This window comes from Vibrio sp. 10N, from assembly GCF_036245475.1.
GTDB lineage: Bacteria > Pseudomonadota > Gammaproteobacteria > Enterobacterales > Vibrionaceae > Vibrio.
Genome location: NZ_BTPM01000001.1, coordinates 1,641,618 through 1,659,930 on the forward strand (window position 1 = coordinate 1,641,618; position 18,313 = coordinate 1,659,930).

General features: G+C 45.9%; 22 protein-coding genes. 15 read left to right on the forward strand and 7 right to left on the reverse strand.

What is annotated here, in order from left to right; all coding sequences use genetic code 11:
- Nucleotides 1–73: 73 nt before the first annotated feature.
- On the reverse strand, nucleotides 74–325 hold the full coding sequence (locus AAA946_RS07655) for a GlsB/YeaQ/YmgE family stress response membrane protein (RefSeq protein ID WP_042498660.1): 252 nt from the start codon (nucleotides 323–325) through the stop codon (nucleotides 74–76).
- Nucleotides 326–506: 181 nt separating this feature from the next.
- On the opposite strand from AAA946_RS07655, the gene AAA946_RS07660 reads away from it, so the two are divergent.
- The 8 genes from AAA946_RS07660 to AAA946_RS07695 all read left to right on the forward strand — a co-directional run bounded on the left by AAA946_RS07660 (nucleotide 507) and on the right by AAA946_RS07695 (nucleotide 6,168).
- Complete coding sequence (locus AAA946_RS07660; RefSeq protein ID WP_338164323.1) at nucleotides 507–2,186, forward strand: mechanosensitive ion channel family protein; 1,680 nt, start codon at nucleotides 507–509, stop codon at nucleotides 2,184–2,186.
- Nucleotides 2,187–2,424: 238 nt separating this feature from the next.
- Nucleotides 2,425–3,423, forward strand: coding sequence for a M12 family metallo-peptidase (locus tag AAA946_RS07665; RefSeq protein WP_338164324.1), 999 nt, complete (start codon nucleotides 2,425–2,427; stop codon nucleotides 3,421–3,423).
- 130 nt (nucleotides 3,424–3,553) lie between these two features.
- Nucleotides 3,554–3,841, forward strand: coding sequence for a carboxymuconolactone decarboxylase family protein (locus tag AAA946_RS07670; RefSeq protein WP_338164325.1), 288 nt, complete (start codon nucleotides 3,554–3,556; stop codon nucleotides 3,839–3,841).
- Nucleotides 3,842–3,895: 54 nt separating this feature from the next.
- A complete protein-coding gene (locus AAA946_RS07675; RefSeq protein WP_338164326.1) occupies nucleotides 3,896–4,522 on the forward strand; it encodes a LysE family translocator in 627 nt (208 codons plus the stop codon).
- 69 nt (nucleotides 4,523–4,591) lie between these two features.
- Entirely contained in the window at nucleotides 4,592–4,888 is a 297-nt protein-coding gene (locus AAA946_RS07680; protein WP_338164327.1) for a Dabb family protein, read from the forward strand.
- A 6-nt stretch (nucleotides 4,889–4,894) separates the two neighbouring features.
- Nucleotides 4,895–5,308 carry an alternative ribosome rescue aminoacyl-tRNA hydrolase ArfB gene (arfB, locus tag AAA946_RS07685; RefSeq protein ID WP_338164328.1) on the forward strand — a complete coding sequence of 138 codons (414 nt, stop codon included), beginning with the start codon at nucleotides 4,895–4,897 and terminating at the stop codon, nucleotides 5,306–5,308.
- A 44-nt stretch (nucleotides 5,309–5,352) separates the two neighbouring features.
- Nucleotides 5,353–5,808: a GNAT family N-acetyltransferase gene (locus AAA946_RS07690; RefSeq protein ID WP_338164329.1), complete on the forward strand. Its 456-nt coding sequence runs from the start codon at nucleotides 5,353–5,355 to the stop codon at nucleotides 5,806–5,808.
- Nucleotides 5,809–5,817: 9 nt separating this feature from the next.
- Nucleotides 5,818–6,168, forward strand: a complete 351-nt coding sequence (locus AAA946_RS07695) for a hypothetical protein (RefSeq protein ID WP_338164330.1) — start codon at nucleotides 5,818–5,820, stop codon at nucleotides 6,166–6,168.
- A gap of 213 nt (nucleotides 6,169–6,381) precedes the next feature.
- Here AAA946_RS07695 and AAA946_RS07700 read toward each other — a convergent pair whose 3' ends face one another.
- Genes AAA946_RS07700 through AAA946_RS07710 form a run of 3 tightly spaced genes read right to left on the reverse strand, consistent with a single transcriptional unit; the run spans nucleotide 6,382 to nucleotide 10,201 of the window.
- Complete coding sequence (locus AAA946_RS07700) at nucleotides 6,382–7,800, reverse strand: hypothetical protein (protein ID WP_338164331.1); 1,419 nt, start codon at nucleotides 7,798–7,800, stop codon at nucleotides 6,382–6,384.
- Nucleotides 7,800–9,152 carry a hypothetical protein gene (locus AAA946_RS07705; protein ID WP_338164332.1) on the reverse strand — a complete coding sequence of 451 codons (1,353 nt, stop codon included), beginning with the start codon at nucleotides 9,150–9,152 and terminating at the stop codon, nucleotides 7,800–7,802. The genes AAA946_RS07700 and AAA946_RS07705 overlap by 1 nt, the downstream gene beginning before the upstream one ends.
- Nucleotides 9,153–9,184: 32 nt before the next feature.
- Complete coding sequence (locus AAA946_RS07710; RefSeq protein ID WP_338164333.1) at nucleotides 9,185–10,201, reverse strand: nucleoside hydrolase; 1,017 nt, start codon at nucleotides 10,199–10,201, stop codon at nucleotides 9,185–9,187.
- A gap of 102 nt (nucleotides 10,202–10,303) precedes the next feature.
- Here AAA946_RS07710 and AAA946_RS07715 point away from each other — a divergent pair, with 102 nt between their 5' ends.
- The 5 genes from AAA946_RS07715 to AAA946_RS07735 all read left to right on the forward strand — a co-directional run bounded on the left by AAA946_RS07715 (nucleotide 10,304) and on the right by AAA946_RS07735 (nucleotide 13,343).
- Nucleotides 10,304–10,495, forward strand: a complete 192-nt coding sequence (locus AAA946_RS07715) for a CPXCG motif-containing cysteine-rich protein (protein ID WP_338164334.1) — start codon at nucleotides 10,304–10,306, stop codon at nucleotides 10,493–10,495.
- A 71-nt stretch (nucleotides 10,496–10,566) separates the two neighbouring features.
- Nucleotides 10,567–11,166, forward strand: a complete 600-nt coding sequence (locus tag AAA946_RS07720) for a LysE/ArgO family amino acid transporter (protein ID WP_338165798.1) — start codon at nucleotides 10,567–10,569, stop codon at nucleotides 11,164–11,166.
- Nucleotides 11,167–11,172: 6 nt separating this feature from the next.
- On the forward strand, nucleotides 11,173–11,901 hold the full coding sequence (locus tag AAA946_RS07725) for an SDR family oxidoreductase (protein WP_338164335.1): 729 nt from the start codon (nucleotides 11,173–11,175) through the stop codon (nucleotides 11,899–11,901).
- 12 nt (nucleotides 11,902–11,913) lie between these two features.
- The gene (locus tag AAA946_RS07730) at nucleotides 11,914–12,291 is read left to right on the forward strand and encodes a GFA family protein (protein ID WP_338164336.1); all 378 of its coding nucleotides are present in this window, start codon (nucleotides 11,914–11,916) and stop codon (nucleotides 12,289–12,291) included.
- Nucleotides 12,288–13,343 carry a GNAT family N-acetyltransferase gene (locus tag AAA946_RS07735; protein WP_338164337.1) on the forward strand — a complete coding sequence of 352 codons (1,056 nt, stop codon included), beginning with the start codon at nucleotides 12,288–12,290 and terminating at the stop codon, nucleotides 13,341–13,343. Before AAA946_RS07730 ends, AAA946_RS07735 begins: the two co-directional genes overlap by 4 nt.
- 10 nt (nucleotides 13,344–13,353) lie before the next feature.
- Here the strand turns inward: AAA946_RS07735 and AAA946_RS07740 are convergent, their stop codons facing one another.
- Nucleotides 13,354–14,220, reverse strand: coding sequence for a fructosamine kinase family protein (locus tag AAA946_RS07740; protein WP_338164338.1), 867 nt, complete (start codon nucleotides 14,218–14,220; stop codon nucleotides 13,354–13,356).
- Nucleotides 14,221–14,399: 179 nt separating this feature from the next.
- Here AAA946_RS07740 and AAA946_RS07745 point away from each other — a divergent pair, with 179 nt between their 5' ends.
- Nucleotides 14,400–14,744, forward strand: coding sequence for a DUF3802 family protein (locus tag AAA946_RS07745; RefSeq protein WP_042498691.1), 345 nt, complete (start codon nucleotides 14,400–14,402; stop codon nucleotides 14,742–14,744).
- Between the two features lie 40 nt (nucleotides 14,745–14,784).
- Here AAA946_RS07745 and AAA946_RS07750 read toward each other — a convergent pair whose 3' ends face one another.
- The gene (locus AAA946_RS07750) at nucleotides 14,785–15,255 is read right to left on the reverse strand and encodes a C40 family peptidase (protein WP_338164339.1); all 471 of its coding nucleotides are present in this window, start codon (nucleotides 15,253–15,255) and stop codon (nucleotides 14,785–14,787) included.
- Between the two features lie 143 nt (nucleotides 15,256–15,398).
- On the opposite strand from AAA946_RS07750, the gene AAA946_RS07755 reads away from it, so the two are divergent.
- The gene (locus AAA946_RS07755; RefSeq protein ID WP_338164340.1) at nucleotides 15,399–17,444 is read left to right on the forward strand and encodes a methyl-accepting chemotaxis protein; all 2,046 of its coding nucleotides are present in this window, start codon (nucleotides 15,399–15,401) and stop codon (nucleotides 17,442–17,444) included.
- A gap of 33 nt (nucleotides 17,445–17,477) precedes the next feature.
- On the opposite strand, the gene AAA946_RS07760 is transcribed toward AAA946_RS07755, so the two are convergent.
- The gene (locus AAA946_RS07760) at nucleotides 17,478–18,278 is read right to left on the reverse strand and encodes a sterol desaturase family protein (RefSeq protein WP_338164341.1); all 801 of its coding nucleotides are present in this window, start codon (nucleotides 18,276–18,278) and stop codon (nucleotides 17,478–17,480) included.
- Nucleotides 18,279–18,313 lie beyond the last annotated feature (35 nt).

Consider the following 18,313-nt stretch of genomic DNA (forward strand, 5'->3'; position numbering starts at 1 on the left):
TGTTAAGCGAAAGCAAGCAGATGTATGCAGCGTGCGCAGAAGTATGACGGTTACACTCTGCGCAGCGAGCACGTTAGTTTTTGAGAAAACGATTGTAGACAAACAGCAAAACAAATGCGCCTAGGGTAGCGGTTATAATACTGCCTATATTCACACCACTGGCGCCGCCAAAGCCCAAAAATCCCCCAATAAAACCACCCACAAATGCGCCAGCAATACCCAAGCACATAGTGGCAATCCAACCTCCACCGTCATTGCCTGGCATCAACCATTTGGCCAGTGCACCAGCAATAAGTCCAAGAATAATCCACGAGAGAATACCCATTGTTAACTCCTTCGAAGTGAGAATCTCCTTAAGCATAGACGATAAGCGAAATTGACTGGCTCAAAATACCGGCTGAAGGTGATCATCTAAGCAATCTCACATTAGAGAACATGGGTAAGTGGCAATAGTGTTCTATTATTAGTGAATTAATAAAAAACTTAGCACCTTCAAGGAGTTTTGAATGCGTGTTCATCCTTTCTCTTCACTTCAGCGCGGTTGGCCAGTCTGTCTTTTGACGTTGATTATCGTTTTCTTTAGTGGGTTTCTTTATGCAGAGAGTGAGTCTGCCCAAGCGGCGTCCCCTGCGGCTACAAAAGCAGAATCAGCATTAAAACGTGTGAATGCTGAAATCCGAGAATTATCTGAGTCGCTAAAGGTCACGACGGGTGACCAAAAAGATGCCATCCAATTCCGCTTGTTCAATAAGAACAATGAACTTCGCGAAGTGATTGGCAATGCGATTGATGCAGACACGCTACCGAAAGAGATGTTGATAGAACAGGTTAGAATTCAACAGCAATATACGGTTGGCGCCAAAGCTTATCTAGAGAAAAAAATAGAGGTGGTATCGGAGCAGTTTAACGCGGCTAAAGATGAAAATAAGCTGTCTATTTTGAACACATACAGCGAGCTTCAGGATTATTTGAATGCAGCGTATGTATCCAGTTGGCAAAACTTATCCTGGCTGGACAAGTTGGGCGTTCAAGACAAAGAATCTGAAGCTGAATTTGAAGTTCTGATTGGCAATAAATTGCGTTTGACCTCTGCGTCAGTCGAGTATTTTGCTCAGCAATCTAGTGCGATTTCCGCGCAAATTTCGTCCGCGCTTGAGGGTGATAAAGCGGGGCTGCAAACCAGCCAGCTGATTTTGAAACAGCGTTTGAGTATAGAGACCAAAAGTCTACGTAACCTTATAGTGCTCGGGGATGAAGTTGGGCTGGATACCTCGGAGTATAAGCGCCAAGTCTTTTCGATTACTGGCAATATCACGCAAGATATCCTCGATGGAAAAGTGATGCTGTCACTAATAAGCCACTGGTGGAGTCAGGCTGTTGACTGGCTAGCGGATAATGCACCACAACAGTTATTCCAAGTGCTTATTTTTCTGCTTATCTTATTTGTGACTCGCGCTATCGTTAAGCTAGTGCGAAAAGTTGTTTCTAAAGCGGTCATCAATAAAAACCTCAAGCTTTCCCATCTAATGCAAAACTTCTTCGTGTCGATGTCAGGCAATATTGTCTGGGTCATCGGTATTATGGTGGGTTTATCGCAAATCGGGTTGAACCTTGCTCCCATCCTTACCGGTTTTGGTATTGCGGGTGTGATTATTGGTTTTGCACTGCAAGATACACTGTCCAACTTCGCTGCGGGAATGATGCTGCTTATCTATCGTCCATTCGATGTGGGTGACTTTGTGTTTGCTGGTGGTGTAGATGGTAAGGTGAGTCACATGAGCTTAGTCAATACCACGATTCGCACCTTTGACAACCAAATAATTATTGTTCCAAACAGTAAGATATGGGGCGATGTGATTAAGAATGTGACCCACGAGCGCACACGACGAGTGGATATGGTTTTTGGTATCGGTTATGGCGATGACTTACTCAAAGCCGAAGCGGTTTTGACTGAGATTGTTAATGCTCACCCAGCAGTACTTAAGTCTCCAGAGCCAAACATAAAGGTACATACTCTTAATACATCGTCAGTCGACTTTATCGTAAGACCTTGGGTTAAAACAGATGATTATTGGGATGTATATTGGGACATTACCAAAGAAGTGAAGCTTCGTTTTGATCAAGAGGGTATTTCGATACCGTTCCCACAACAAGATGTGCACCTTCATATGATTAAAGATAGCTAACCAATTGATTAATAGGCTATGTTCTTGGTTTTTACATAGTGAACCGCGACAACATTCACGAAACAATTTGCCTAGGGGATTGATTAAAATGCGACCATGTCGGTAGACATTTTAGTTTATCTCTTGGGCTACATAATGGAATTAGCCATATTGTTTGTGCAGTTGGTTAACTCACTAGTGGTACAGTAAGCGATTTCAATTGATGCCTCAGAGACTCACTTTGAATCCGGAGGTTATTTTGAATAAAACACGACATCGATCTTTACTGGGGCTGTTTTCGACAGCATTGCTCGTTTTTTCAGGTTCGACGCTTGCTCAGCCGAATCTTTCGTGGGAATTCTCCTCAGCGCCTTACAAAAAGCCGGACTTTCAACGCTATTGCCAGCAACAATATGGTTGGGATGCGATAGCGAGAAAGAGTGGAGAGCATGTATATAATTGGCAGTGTGCCCAAGGCGTGAATCATTATCCAATGAACGTTGCAGCGGCGTGCCGTGATCAGTTTGGTGCCGATCATAGTCCGGTAACACTGGGTGCGAGTGCTGAAGATTGGCGCTGTACTAGTTGGCAAGAGGCAAGCAATAAAGTGGTTCCGGTGATTATTGTTTCTGCGAACTATTTTTATAACACCACTGCGAGTGATAACGCGATAAATGCTGTTGCGGCGGTGGTGCAAAAGGTGAAAGCTCACTACAAAGCGCAAATGAGTTCAGGTAAAACGTTCAGTCTTGTCGAACCTATTGTGGCCCTCTCTCTTAAGTCGAATCAAACATGGCATGATTCATCGTGCCTCACGTCACCTGCAGAACATCGAAATGCTGAGTGTTCGTCGAGTCTACCTGCTACCGCTGATCGTGGGCGTCTGTTTTGGGACGCCGTTAATGAAGTTAAGGCTCAGTTTGCGAATAAAAATGAGCAAACCGATTTAGTGGCGCCTATTTTCATTTTTACCGGTAATGAAGGGGAAGTGTTTGGCTTGGGTGCTGCTGCATTAGAGTGGGAAGGCGTGAAGTACAACGTACAGCCACCCAGCGTTGCGGTTTGTGACGTCAACGATTCACAATGCGGCCTGTATGCGGTAGGACATGAAATCGGTCACAATTTTGGCCTAAGGCACACGTGCGATGTTCAGCCAAACTTAGCAAGGTGTCACGAGTCTCTTATGCAGACGGGACGAATTTTAATGCCGTTTGAGCAGGAAATACTCAACAAGTCCGCTTTTTTTAGCTGGCAATAAAGAACTTCATACTGCCGCTATCTCACTTTAACGACTGAAGGACAGCGTTATGGGGCGTGATAAGACATTGATTTTAATGTGGTTTTTAATGTATTGAACTTATTAAGGTTTTATTATTTGGAATCAAAATATGTTAGGCAAGCATCAAGAGCCCTATGGCGCTTTTTATCACTCTACTCATGACAACGAGCACCTCGATACTAAGACGGAGTTGCTAGTGGGATTATCAGCAGCAATGGCAATGAACTGTTTGCCATGCACACGCTATTATTTACACGAAGCAAAGAAGGCTGGTATCACTAAAGGTGAGATTTCTGATGTCACTGCGAAAGTGATGGCGGTAGCGGCAGGTCAAAAGAAGTTACAAATGCAAGAAGTACTGACGAAATACAACATTTCGTTGGATGATTATGATTAACCTTTGAATCGTGAGTTCTAATAGGTGAGTCCGAATACCAAATGGAGTTGAATTATGTTCCCAGCAGAAGTCTTTCTGGCGTATACCATGGCATGTGTGTTGTTGGTGCTATCGCCGGGTCCAGATAATTTGCTCGCGGTTGGTCGCGGCTTGAGCCAGGGTAAACTTGCTGCGATGGTGTCTGGCCTCGCTTCCGGCTGCGGGATATTGTTCCACGTGATGTCGGCAACGTTTGGGTTGACGATACTGATTCAAACTTCTGAGTTGGTATTTTATGCAGTTAAACTGGTGGGGGCGACATACCTTATCTGGCTTGGAATAAAAGTGCTGAGGTCTCGCAGTTTATTTAGTTTAGAACCTACCGAGCCAACCCCGTTGAAGGCTATTTTTTCAACCGGTTTTCTATCCGCCGCGCTCAATCCTAAACCGGGTTTATTCGTACTCGCGTTTGTACCACAGTTTGTTAACCCAGAGCTAGGCTCTGTAACCGGGCAGATGGTGGTTTACGGTAGTTGGTTTGCCCTGCTCACTGCAGTGGGCTTTGCGCTAATGGGCGTGTTTGCTTCGCGTTTGGTCGCTTGGTTGAAAAATAAACCAAAGGTAGTATCAGGTCTCAATATTGGCGCTGGGCTGACGTTTTTGGGTTCGGGATTTGCCGTGGCGTTAATGCGCCAACGCTAGTGGTGGGTGGTGTTGCCAGTCGATATTGGGTAATATTAAATCAATTCAATATGTTAATAGGTACTTGGCATGATACGCCATATATTACTGATCCAGTTCAAGCCATCAGCAACCATGGCGCAGATTCAAGCGCTAATGGTCATGTTTGAGGCTATGCCTTCTAAAGTCGATGGTGTAGAGGCTGTGGAGTGGGGCGTAAACGACAGCCCTGAAGGTAAAAACAAACACTATACACACTCTGTTGTGATGACATTTCGAGATGAGCAAGGTCGTCAAAGCTATCTGCCACATCCAGAACACTCTGCATTGAAAGAGGTGTTTCGTCCACTCATTGAAGACATTGTTGTCTTTGACTACACAAAGTAACCCACCATGTTGCAGATTTCGAATACAGTCACTTTGGCCGATTGGGAGATTGAACTCAACGCCATTCGCGCAATGGGGAGTGGCGGGCAAAACGTTAACAAAGTTTCATCCGCTATTCATTTGAGGTTTGATATCAAGCGTTCGTCTCTACCTGCCGTTTATAAAGAACGCTTGCTAGCCAGCAATGACTCACGCATCACTAAAGATGGCGTGATTATTATTAAAGCGCAGACTCATCGTACCCAAGAGAAAAACCGAGAGGATGCGTTGAATCGACTCGCTGAACTTATTCGTTCGGTGATGGTGGTGCAGAAGAAACGTAAAGCAACCAAACCAACACGTTCATCGCAGATTAAGCGTGTCGATGGCAAGAAAAAGCAGGGAATGAAAAAGTCCCTCAGAGGAAAGCCTTCGTTTTAGTCTCACGCATTCCTATCCACAACGATACATATTAAGGAAATACATTGAATATCATCAAGGACGATCTCAAAGGCCCTCAGATTAAAGCGTTACTACAAGAGCACTTAGACGATATGTACGCGACGTCTCCGCCCGAGAGTGTACATGCGCTAGATATTACCGCGCTTCGTCAATCCAATATTGAGTTTTGGACGGCGTGGAAAGATGAGGAATTGCTAGGCTGCATTGCCCTCAAAGAGTTGGATGCTGGCCATGGTGAGATTAAGTCGATGCGAACTTCACACCAAGCGAGAGGCAAGGGAATCGCAAAGTCCCTACTTAATCATCTTATCGCTCAGGCTTCGCAGCGAGGGTTGGCGCGATTGAGTTTAGAGACGGGTACCGAGGATTACTTTACTGCCGCTCGCACCTTATATCTTGGTGCTGGCTTTATTGAGTGCGACCCTTTTGCTGATTATGTCCGCGACCCCAACAGCGTGTTTATGACCAAAAAACTGTAGGAAGCGGTGATGATAAACCTGATTCGACTCGTTATTGTTGCGAATGTGGTCGCAGCGTTAATCATTTTTGGACTTGGTTTATTCGTGCCATTTTTTAAGGTGACCAACCTTATGGATGGGGCGTTTTTTAATGCCGCTTCGATTTGGTTTGTGACTGCCTTGATATGGGATGGTGGAAAAATAAGTCGAAATTATGATGCAGATATCCCGGCGCACTCGGTAAAGAGCATGGTAACTGAGCATGATTTGCAAGGAGAAAAGCATCAGCACTATCGTCAAAACTACAGCTTTGGTCTGTCATTGTTTATCGCTGGTGCGATACCCATGTTGACTGCCATTTTGCTTTCACTTATCTGGTGATAATACGCCCACATCACAGGCGTATCAGGTGGTGATAGCTTCTTTAGCTACTAGGTTCTTTAGCGGCTATGTTCTTTAGCGACCATGGCGCTCGCGCCACTCCTGCCACATCAAAGCCTTAAACTCCAAAAATCCCATATCACTATTGGGAGTGAACTGTTCGATAGTTCGTTCCTTCGGATTAAGATAGTCGAAATACTCGTAGTGTCCTTTCTATTTAGTGTCTGCATAAGCACGAGTGGCGAGAATCCAGCTAAAATCTGCTCCCGCTCTTTGTGCACCTTGATGGCAGTTCATACAGCTATCGTATTGGTGATAGGTTTCCATAGTAATGTTGGCCAACTGACATTCTGGAAATGGCATGCCGCCAGCTTGAACAGGAGTGCCGTCTTCACACCCAAAGTCACCGTCGGTTGGCGTCTTGGCTGAGATGGAAGGCAGTTGTGGCCATTGCGAACCAATCAGTTGATAGTGTTCCCAAACAGTACCTTTGAGCAGATTGCGGTATCGAGTATTCATATCCATGGTTGAGTAGCCCAACTTGTCTGGGTTCTCGCGCAGTGGGGTGTCGGGAATCTGGCTGAGTCGCACAACATTTATTGGAATGGTATTGGAAAAGTCGCCAGCTTCGGGAACACGGCTTGAGCCCGGGTGCTGTGCGGGGTTCGCTCTCATGACAGAGGCTTCGCGTTGATATAACGTAGGGTCATAGTAGGACGGTGTCATTGTTGCGGGTGTCGATGGGTCTTCACCAAGGTTATCGACTTGCTCGAAGGTCGCCCAGACCCATTGCGGAAAGTCAGGCGTTTTCTGGGCGATATGAAAACCGACTAGACCGACTTTGGTCGTGGTGCAATCACAGCGCATCATTGCATTTGGGCTGTCATCACAGGTACCAGGTACGGATACAACCGCATTGTCGAGTGTAAAGAAGCGCGAGTGGAACTCTTTGTTCACTTTACTAAGGTCACGCCATGCCGCTTTGACTTCAATGACGCCTTCTTTTTCTTTACCGTTACCCGATGGCATGATGATTGGCCCGTTGGGCCAATTGTCACGGTTGTAGTAACCGTTTTCTCGAATAAAGTCGTACTCAACTTTGTTAACCCTGACTTCGTAGCGAGTAAATAGGCCTGTTTGATCGACAAGCGGCCCTCCGAACGCTTGGTCTAATTCATCTGCAACCGTACTAAACTTAGAGCCGCTCACTAACACAGGCTGTCCTTCGTAGTCTCCACTTTTACAAATAGCGGTGCCATTGCTGGCCGTCCACGCTACGGGTTTGTCGCCATTTTGGGGAAACAGGTCAAATGCCGATTTCCACCCTAGCCATACAGGGAGCTTCCCATCAGAATACTGACCAAAAACGGCCTTATTGTTAGGCTCAAATGGTTCACCATGGGAGTTGACTTTCGATGGCCACATTAATGCAATAAAGTTTTGCCAGTTGAAATAGTCAAAGAATGGCCTCTTGACGACAGCAGAAGCGGCAAAAGGTTGCGAGGGTACTTCGGCAAGCAGGTGCCCAGAGAGTTTAGGTTCAAGATGGTGGTATAGCTCGTCCTGACTCTCTGCAACTGCTTGACTCCCAAACAATGCAAATAGACTCAATGTCATAAGTTTGGTTTTCATTACTTGTCCTCACACTCTCTTGGCATGTTTGCAGCGAACATCGCATGCTGTTGAACGGCGATTTGCATTTGTAAAGACGTATCTAGATTAAGCAGGTTTGGATAGTTTCCACCGCTATAAGCTTGCGGGAATTGTGTCGTTTGGAAGTAATTAACGTTCTCTTGGCTGTATTGGTTACATAGACCACCAAAACCAAAAATAGGGGGAATAGTGACACCCATTTGAGGGTTCGCATCATCTACATTGGCATATGCGCCAGCATGACATGACAAGCAAGAGCTGAGTTTGTTATCTACAGGGCCGGCTAAGCGGTCTTCGCAACCAAAGTGCTCATACTTCTCAATGCTTTTGTTGAGCACGCTTTGACGCGCAGCAATGGATTCAGATTTTGGTACTGCGGGGAATGTCCAAGGGTCCATACCCCACTGAAGGCCAACGGGTTGAAGATTATCCCATACCGTGGCACCACCGTTGTTGATGTATGCGTATGTGCCGTAAACCCATCTTGTGGGTGAGCGGCTATCGACAACCGCGACATCAACCTGAACGAGGTGAACATCTTGAACTGTACGGCTGCATTCATCAAAGCCGTTGCTTGTCTCTTTATGACGGTTAGCCTGCCATTTAGGAGAGCCTTTGAGGTACTCCACATCAGTAGGAGCAACACTAGAAAACAGGAATTTGACGACCACAGTGCCTTCCTTGAAAGGCATACCTTTAGTCGAGGTGATTCCGTTAACCGTTTCTAAGATCGGCTGACCATTTTTATCAAAACTTTGGCCAATAGTGTACGCACCGATATCGTTGTACATACCCACAGCCCATGTTTCAAAGCCTCTTCCTTCGCCATCACTAGGACCACCTACACCATAAAAGTCGCTTAAGTGAGCGGTACGCTCATTAGTGAGTCCATGCACAAATTCGCGTCCGGTTTCTTTGGCATACGCCATCCACGGTATGTGGAACCATCGCGTTTGACCGTCTACGTCGACGATCAATCCTTGGTCATTGTTGAGGTCGCGGGTTTGGCCCTGTTTAATGTAATCGAGGATGCTGGTTATATAATCCTTGTATTTGGGTTCTTTAGACCAGTCTGGAATACCAGAGTCGCTAAAGTCGACACCTTTCGACTCAGGGAAAAGGTCGATGTTCAGCCAAGGGCACGTGACATCGGTGCAGGCTGCAGGCATTTCAGTGGGATATTGATCGCTAAGCTCGAAAGTAGGCCCTTGCCAGTTTTGGAGTGGTTTGTTTACAGCGTTATTCCATGCTGGGGATTCCGCAAACGCTATACAAGATGTGGTCGCTAGCCACAGAGTGAGTAATAGGCGGTTTATGTTTGTCTGTATCATAATGCTTCCTAGTGTTCTGACGTAAATGTGATTTATTTTGTGACAGTGTCACTATTTATAATGTTTAGATAATTGTGATAGGTAGCGTCAGCATCGGCCGAAAGGGCAATGTTTACTGGCGAACCATTGTTGTGATCGACCAAAATCTGTCCCGAAGTATCGTTTTCTTCATTTAAGGTTTGCTCGACTCGAATGGGAAAAGAATGCGTTTGAATCAATTGAGGGTTAGTGATGACTGAAGCGGCGAGGGGGTCCCAAAAGTCGAGATACTCACCAATGCCTTTTTTAATCGATGAGCTATTGAGTACCTGAGTGAGAAAATGTGCGCTGTTGTTGTCTATTTGGCTTAGTTCATTGACAAAAGATTGAGTTATTGGGACTTGTTGGGTTGCATTGAGTGCGACTAGCGTAAGATTCAAACCACTTTCAATGATTGTCTGAGCGCCGAGGGGATCAATAAAGATGTTCCATTCAGCAACTTGGTTGGAATAGCAAGGTGGCTCTGACAAGGTTGGTTGAATATTCCCTTCAGCACCAGGCTTGACGAACTCACTTGTTAGGTTGCCTCCCATCATTATGATTTGAGGGATTTTGTCTTGTAACGCTTTGGACAACCTAGGCTTGTCTTTTGCGTATTCAAGAAACCGTCCCCATGTGGTTCCACCACCGATACATAGTAGCGTAACGGGTTCTGAGGTACTTAAGATGTATTCTTCTAAAAAAGGAATCGCATCTATGTAATCACGATGCTGGTTTTGATGTGGAAACGGAGTGTCGTAGTGGTTATCGGCAGCCTCTCGCTCTTCCCCGGGAAAAGTGTTGCTGTATCGCATGGGAGCATTAAACCCTTTTACGACTGGTATACGTAAGTCCTCCGGCTTTCCAGTTAGCGTGAGCATGTTACTAACGTTTTGAAGCCCATGACTGAGGTGGGCATCACCAGTACCAGTGACGGATATACCGACCACATTGATTTCGGGGTGCAATAGCAGATACAGCATTGCCATGTAGTCATCGAAGTCGACGTCGGTGTCGATTAAAACATTCACAGTGATCTCCTTATGTGTGCTTGTGCACATAGAGGCTAGGACAAGATTTGTTAATGTCTCGTTAAAATTCTAAACTTTCTGGAAAAGCGAAAGGACGGAATTATGGAAGTAATCAAAGCGTGGCGAGTAAATTGCCCTTATTGTGGCGAGGCGTTTGAGACCTCCATCGATTGCACACTGGACAGTCAGGAGTACATAGAAGACTGCTATGTCTGCTGTCGTCCGATTTTGTTTGAAGTTACTCTAGAAAGTGAGGATGTATTTGTTACCGTGCGCCACGAGAATGAGGTTTAGATTGAAACTCCATTAATTACGCGTTAAAACATCTGTTTGTTATATGGATGTAACTCGGAGTTGGCTTGGATATTGGGGTCTTTTTTACCGGTTTTTCGTTAGGCCTGTCGCTAATCCTGGCGATTGGAGCGCAAAATGCGTTTGTCCTCAAACAAGGGCTAAAACGTCATTATGTTTTTGTCGTTTGCACGGTCTGCGCGGTTTCTGACGCGTTACTTATTACTGCTGGCGTTAGTGGCTTCGGAGCGGTGATTGAAGCTTATCCTTCGGTCGAATTGGTTGCTCGTTATGCAGGCGCGGCATTTCTTTTTATATACAGCTTTCAGAGTTTTCGCTCTGCAATTTCAAGCAACCATCAACTGGATCCTGAAGGGGATAGCAACGCCAGTCTGATGAGAACAGTGCTTATTTGTTTAGCATTAACATGGCTCAATCCTCATGTTTACCTGGATACTGTAGTGCTCCTAGGTTCTATCTCAACGCAATATGCCCCTCAGCAATTCTCGTTTGGCCTTGGTGCGGTAACGGCTTCATTCGTGTTTTTCTTTTCGCTTGGCTATGGTGCCAGACTACTCACCCCGATTTTCCATAAGCCTATTTCATGGAAGATTTTGGAGGGGCTAGTGGGCTTTATCATGCTGGCGATTGCATTGTCTTTGATTTCAGGTTAGGTGGAAATGAGTAAATTAATTGTGGTTACCGGCGGAAGCAGAGGCATTGGCGCTGCTACATCCAAACTGTTAGCGGCGAAAGGCTTTAGAGTGGTCGTCAACTTTTTATCAAACGCCAAGCGTGCAGAACAGGTGATCAGTGATATACGTCGAGATGGCGGAGAAGCATGGAGTTATCAGGCGAATATTTCCAATGAGGAATCAGTCGTCTCTATGTTTGCTTCTATCTATGCCGAGCATGGTGAAATATATGGGTTAGTCAATAATGCGGGGATCTTAAGTACTCAGTGCACTCTTGAGCAGATTACCGCAGAGCGCATTAATCAGATCTTAGCGACCAATGTCACTGGGACACTACTTTGCGCCCGTGAAGCAATTAAATACATGAAGGGGGGAAGCATTGTAAATGTCTCTTCTCGAGCATCGGTGACCGGGTCACCATTCGAGTATCTGGATTATGCCGCCAGTAAAGGTGCGGTGGATACTCTTACTAGCGGGTTAGCGTCAGAGTTAGCTGGTAGAAATATTCGTGTAAACGGAGTGCGTCCGGGATTGATTAAGACTGAAATGCATGCTGACGGTGGCGAGCCAGAACGAGTTAAACGATTAGAGTCGCAGATCCCACTTGGCCGAGGAGGTGAAGCGGAAGAAGTTGCGAATGCAATAGCATGGCTGATATCAGAAGAGGCTTCTTTTGTGACAGGCACATTCGTGGATGTATCTGGCGGAAAGTAAGGAAATAAAGATATGAAACAACAAGTGCTCAGTTGTCATTGTGGAAATGTGCAGCTTTCCTTTGACCATTGGCCAGAATCGGTCACCAGCTGTAATTGTTCGATTTGTCGTCGCTATGCGGCGCTCTGGGGCTATTTTCAACCAAAAGATGTGATGATTGAAGTAGCCAAAGAGACAGTAGCTTATCGCTGGGGGGATGGTAGCATCGATTTTCATCACTGCGCTGTGTGTGGTTGCGTGACTCACTATGAGTCTGCCGATAGCTCATCGACACCGAGAACGGCTATCAATTTTAGAATGGCGGATGGCCTTAAATCTTCCCAGGTTAAATATTTCGATGGTGCTGAGTCATGGTGTTTTCTTGATGAAAGTAAGGTGCGCAAGGTATGAATCAAGAGAGGTTGAGTTTTCAAGATATCACGCTGCGAGTCGCCACTGAGCAAGATTTTGAGCCGCTTTATCGACTTATGACGAAGGATGAAGCTTGGACGGAGCTCAATGGCCCTTACTTTGGTTACCAGCGTCCAGCGCGCGAGCAGTTTCGAGAGGGATACTTTTCCAAACTCATGTTGGGTAATGAAGCGCTTGTTATTGAATATCATCAAAGAGTCGTCGGGACGGTAAGTTGTTACTGGGAAGACAAAAAGACGCGTTGGCTTGAGGTTGGAGTACTGGTTTATGACTCGCGACTATGGGGTTGTGGTATTGGCATGAAAGCGTTAATCCCTTGGGTGAGTTATCTGTTCAATACTCTAGACATAGAGCGGGTAGGGCTAACCACCTGGAGCGGCAATCCGCGAATGATGAAGTGTGCGCTAAAACTTGGCATGACTCAGGAAGCGCGCTTGCGTAAAGTTCGTTATTATCAAGGGCACTATTACGACAGCGTTAAGTATGGTGTGCTACGAGAAGAGTGGCGTGAACTAGAAAAGCTTTGGCGCCAGCGTGATCATATTTATTTGTTCGACTGGGGCGATACACTCATGGTCGATGATCCCACCCAAAGCGGAAAGATGTGCGATTGGCTAAAGGTTCAGCCGGTGGAGGGTGCGGAAGCGCTATTAAGTGGGCTTGCAAAATACTGTCCCATCTATGTCGCAACCAATGCCAAAGATTCTGCAGAACAAGACGTAAAACGAGCCTTTGAAAGAGCACAGCTTGCCGAATACCTATCCGGGTATTTTTGTTTCAGCAACCTTGGTGTCGGCAAAGATGATGACGACTTTTACCCACGCATTGCCTCTAAGCTCAACACAGATACCAGTCAGCTTGTGATGACCGGAGATCAACTTGAACGAGATATACTGCCAGCAAGGCGTGCAGGGCTGAGAACGAACTGGTTCAACGCGAGTTCGATTGCGCATAATGAAAACGGCTTTGCTCGATTAGAAGATATTCTCTATCGGGAGCAAAGCCGTATGTCACTGGTTGATCTTGACTAAAAGACGACTATCACGATGATTGGATGGTGGTGATAAGCTTCTCTGCTTGATCCAAATACTCACCACCAAACAAATTGCAGTGATTGAGCACATGATACAAGTTGTAGATGTGCTTGCGATACTCGTACATAGGTTCAATTGCCAAAATACTCTCGTATCCGTCGTAAAACTCTTGTCTAAACCCGCCGAAAAGCTCGGTCATTGCCAAGTCGCATTCTCTATCGCCCCAATAGCTCGCGGGATCATAACATATCGGTCCAAACGCAGTATTGGCCGCATTGCCATACCAAAGGTCACCATGTAGCAACGAAGGCTTAGGGTTGTGTCCAGAAAGTTGGTCGTTGACTAACTCAACAAACTCATCAATGTCTGTAAAAGTGATCTGTTTTTCCTTAAGAAGCTGGAGCTGCCAGCCTATGCGCTGTTCAGAGAAAAACCGTGACCACTTTTTATGCCATTGATTGGGTTGCAGGGTTGTTCCAATGTAGTTGTCTTGATCGAATCCAAATTCCTTTTGTTCTCCCCATTTGTGCAGCTTTGCGAGCTCTTCACCAAGCTGGTAGCTTGCCGGAGCGGTATCTAATGGTTTGACGGGAATATAATTGAGGATGATAAAGGCGCACTCTTTGGTTTTGCCAATCAGTACTAACTCAGGTACGTGCACCGTGTTAGTTTCTCGAAGGGCGGTAAGGTTGTCGGCTTCGATTTCAAATTTAGCGATGAAGTCTTTGTCATTGATTTTGACGAAGTAACGCTGATCACCATCACTGATCATGTAACATTGGTTAATGTCTCCGCCACTCATCTTGATGCGCTCAGAGATATTGAACTCGAACATTAGAGTTTCTGAAAGCTGATCTGAAATTGCTTGCCACATAAACGACCCCCACCTGCCAACACTATGGCTAGTGTAGAACAATATTGCTTACATAACATACTGTCAGCGCACAGAATCATTGACGTGACACCCGAATTTTCCCTTGTGTTCTTACAAACGTGACCTAGGTTTGCTATGGTGAGGTTCTTGTCATTATAGTCATTGCTAGGAGAGCAGTCGTGGTTGTAGATACTGACGGCTATCAAGCACTTATTGAACACCTTGCGCTCAATCTAAGTGTGTTTACTTCAGAATTAGGGGATACCGGGGAAGAGACCATTGAGGACGTATCCACCGATATGGTGGCCTCAAATATAATGGCCGTCTTCGAGCAAAACCCAGAACTTCATGCCAGCGTTCGCTTTAAACTTCTCAAAGAAGTGGACTTAGTTATTCAAGATTTGGAAGAGGTGTTAGCGGGTGTATGGAACAAAAAAGCGACCAATGAACAAGTCGCTTTTCTTGAGGAGTACATCGCATTGGTAAAAAATCTATTTGATACTGCGGTGGCGAAGTACGATTAATCTTAGCCTTTCTCTCGGTATCGAATTGCGGAGAGAAAGGTTATTGAACACTTCTAAAATGCCAAAACGTTGACGCCCAGTACGGGTTATCTAAACGAGAAAGCACCACACCTTTTGATGTTGAAGCGTGCATAAACGTATTGCCGCCTAAATATATTCCAACATGACGCGTCTTCCTACCGGTTTTAAAAAACACCAAATCACCACTTTGCGCGCTGTTATAGGCGACTTTCTCACCTATTTTAACTTGCTGCGCTGTCGTTCGTGGTAATGAGACTGAATAGGCGTCTTGATAGACCGCTTGAACAAAGGCTGAACAGTCAACGCCGGAATAATTAGTCCCGCCTAAACGATATGGGACACCTTGCCATTTTTTATATTCAGCGAGGAAAGGCGCATTTTCTGGGGTATTGTAGTTTTGTCTTGTGTGTTCCGCTCGCTCTGGCTGGCTAGAACATGCCGATACGAAAGCTACCATACCATATAAAATCAATAATTTAACAACTTTCATCTGTCACACTGCTTACATTTAAACGTAATAAATATGTCATTAAGGATTACTAATATCCTGATAATTCTATACCAAGTTATTAAATAGTACGAACCTATTACTTATTTGGTTACCGTTTAATGGATCAACACGACGGATTGTTTATGAAAACCCCAGACAAGGGAAAACGCGCCATCTCTTTGATTCACTCTTTGAGTGCTATCTTTTTAACCATTATTCTAATTTTTGTAGGCGTGAGTGTGCTGAGCACCAATGGCCTTAATCAAGTTAAGCAACAGTTTGATAATTTATCAGAAAAAGCCCTTCCTCTTTCTCTTAATAATGCTGCATTGACACAAGATGTGTTGGAACAAATAAAACTGCTTAACTACGGCACACGGCTTGACTCAACGGAAGAGTTAGAGCAAACCCGCCAACGTATCACGCAGCTTGTCGAGCAAAGTAATCACAAGATTGAAAACCTATTCGCCATTGCCTCGGATATGAGCAACGCTGTGACACCGGAGCAGCAAGAGCTCCTTGGGCAGAAAATTGTGCAACTTCAGAGAAGTACGCAAGCTATTTTGGCCTACCAGTCGCAAATACTGGCCATGGGGGCAGGTATCGATAAGGAAGTGGCCGGTTTTCGATATGCCATCAGTACGCTTGGTCAAGAGATGAACCGAATCAGCTTGCTGTTTACACAAAACAATCCGTCTTCGGCGGATGCCGCTACACGAGTGGTGACGGCTGCCAGTTCTTTAGAGAGCGCATTTTTGATGCTGATGATGCAGACCGACCTGAAAAAGGCCAATGGTGAATATCGTCAGATGCGCAATCGTTATGCGAGCATCAACTTAGCTTACGATCAGTTTGAAGAATGGCATCCTGAAATCAGCGAATTTCCAAGCTTTACAGCGCCCTATGACATGGTGAAAGCAGGGTTTAAGCAAGACGGCGTGGTTCGTCAGATCATTGCGCGACTGGAGATTGCGACTAAGCAGCGTGAAGAGCTCGCCAAAGCAGCTGTACTGGCAAATGAGACCACGCAGATCTTGTCTGCCATTTCAACAACGGCAGAAGGGCTTATTGATGAGAGCCAATCTGTGGTGAACAACACCATTCAAACCAATATTTATACACTGCTCATCACTACGGTTGTATTAGTGATGTTTGTTCTCGGGCTGTTCTTTGGGCTGCGTCGCTGGGTCAATCGTGCACTTAAGAATATTACTAGGCAGCTAAAGCGTTTGGTTGAGCACGACTTAACGGGCGTCGTAGAGCTTTCAGGCCCCTCGGAAATGCGTGATATTGCGAGAAAGTTGAATCGGGTGATTGAATCGACTCATGATTCTATTGAGGTGGTCACACGTAACTGTGAAACCTTGTACCAAACTGCAGAAATCAGTCATGGCGCAGCAGAAGAGACGCGAAGCAGTTTGCGAGCGCAAAACGAATCTCTCGATAGTATGGTTGCGACAGTGAGTCAGTTGGAAGCGTCAATCAAAGAGATTGCGACGGTAACGACATCCTCATTCTCTGATTCACAGCAGGCAGAAGAGTTTGCCTCTCTGGGGCTAAAGGCGGTTGAAGAGAACCAGCAACGTTTGCATTCCCTTGAAACGACACTTGGAAACAATGAAGCCTCTATGAATGAGCTGGATGGCAAAGTGAAGCAAATCCAAGAAATGGTCGATATGATCAGTGGTATTGCAGATAACACCAATTTATTAGCCCTCAACGCAGCCATTGAAGCGGCACGAGCGGGAGAGATGGGACGTGGCTTTGCCGTTGTTGCGGATGAAGTACGAAAGCTTGCCAGCGATACTTCTGTGCAAACCACCAATATCCGCCAGATGATGGCTGAGCTGATGCAGGCCGCCCAAGATTCGAGACAATCTGTTATTGATTCTCGAGCCGAGATGAATCACGCCCTTGATTCTAGTGAGCGAGTGAAAGCGTCGTTCTCAGATATTGCGCTGTCTGTGAATCATATTCGAGAGCGTGCTGAACAAGTTTCTGTCGCAACCGAAGAGCAAGAGCGAGCGACCGCAGAAGTAGGGCGCGCTATTGTTCATGTTACCGACCAAGGCGACAACTCAAATATGCAGCTTGAGTCCATGGTTGAAAGTGCCGAGCAGGTGGCTGATATCGCGGGCCACCAGCAAGCGATGCTTCACAAGTACGAACTCAATCGTCTAGCAGTGTGAACGAACAGCAGTTTAAATGAACAGCGGGTTAAATTAGTTAGACTTGTAGTCGTTTCTAAAAGGCTGGGTAAGTAACTTATCCAGCCTTTGTTCGTTTTTAGCCGCAAATTCTGGAATGCCTATTTCCACCTTATCGTGTCCAAGCTCTGGCTGAGCGCGATAGGTGCCAAACCAGCGATCCCATACCGACAAGAAGAAGCCAAAGTTGGAGTGCGTTTCTTTGGGAATCACTGAGTGGTGAACTCGATGAAAGTCCGGTGTCACCACAACTTTTCGTAGTACTTTGTCTACGGCTAAAGGTAGCTTGGCATTGCTGTGGTTAAACATCGCGCTCGCATTAAGAACAATCTCAAACACCAATACCGCAATCGGTGGGACTCCAAGTGCCATTACGACACCAATTTTGATCCACATAGATAGAACGATTTCAATGGGGTGGAAGCGTGCCCCTGTGGTGACATCAATGTCTCTGTCGGCGTGATGCATGCGGTGTAATCGCCAAAGAATAGGCAGTCGATGGAACACGACATGCTGAAAGTAGATGACGCCATCAAGTAAGATGACACTGATTGGCAGTACGAGCCACAAGGGTAAGGCAAGGTAGTTGAAAAGCCCCACTTGATGTTCAGCCGCACGCAAGGATGCTTCAATCGCCAAAAGTGGCATGGCAACCGCTAAGGTTAAGGAGTTAAAGCCCACCAGCGCGAGATTGTTGCTCCAACGCAGCAAACGGCTGCGCGTTCGTGCCTTTCTTGGGGCTGCCCACTCCCAGGCAGCGCAGAGCACTAATACCGAAAGAAAGATCGCCAGGCGAATAGTGTCACTGTTTTCCATTGCTGTTGAGTTTCCTTTTACTAACGTACGTTGGC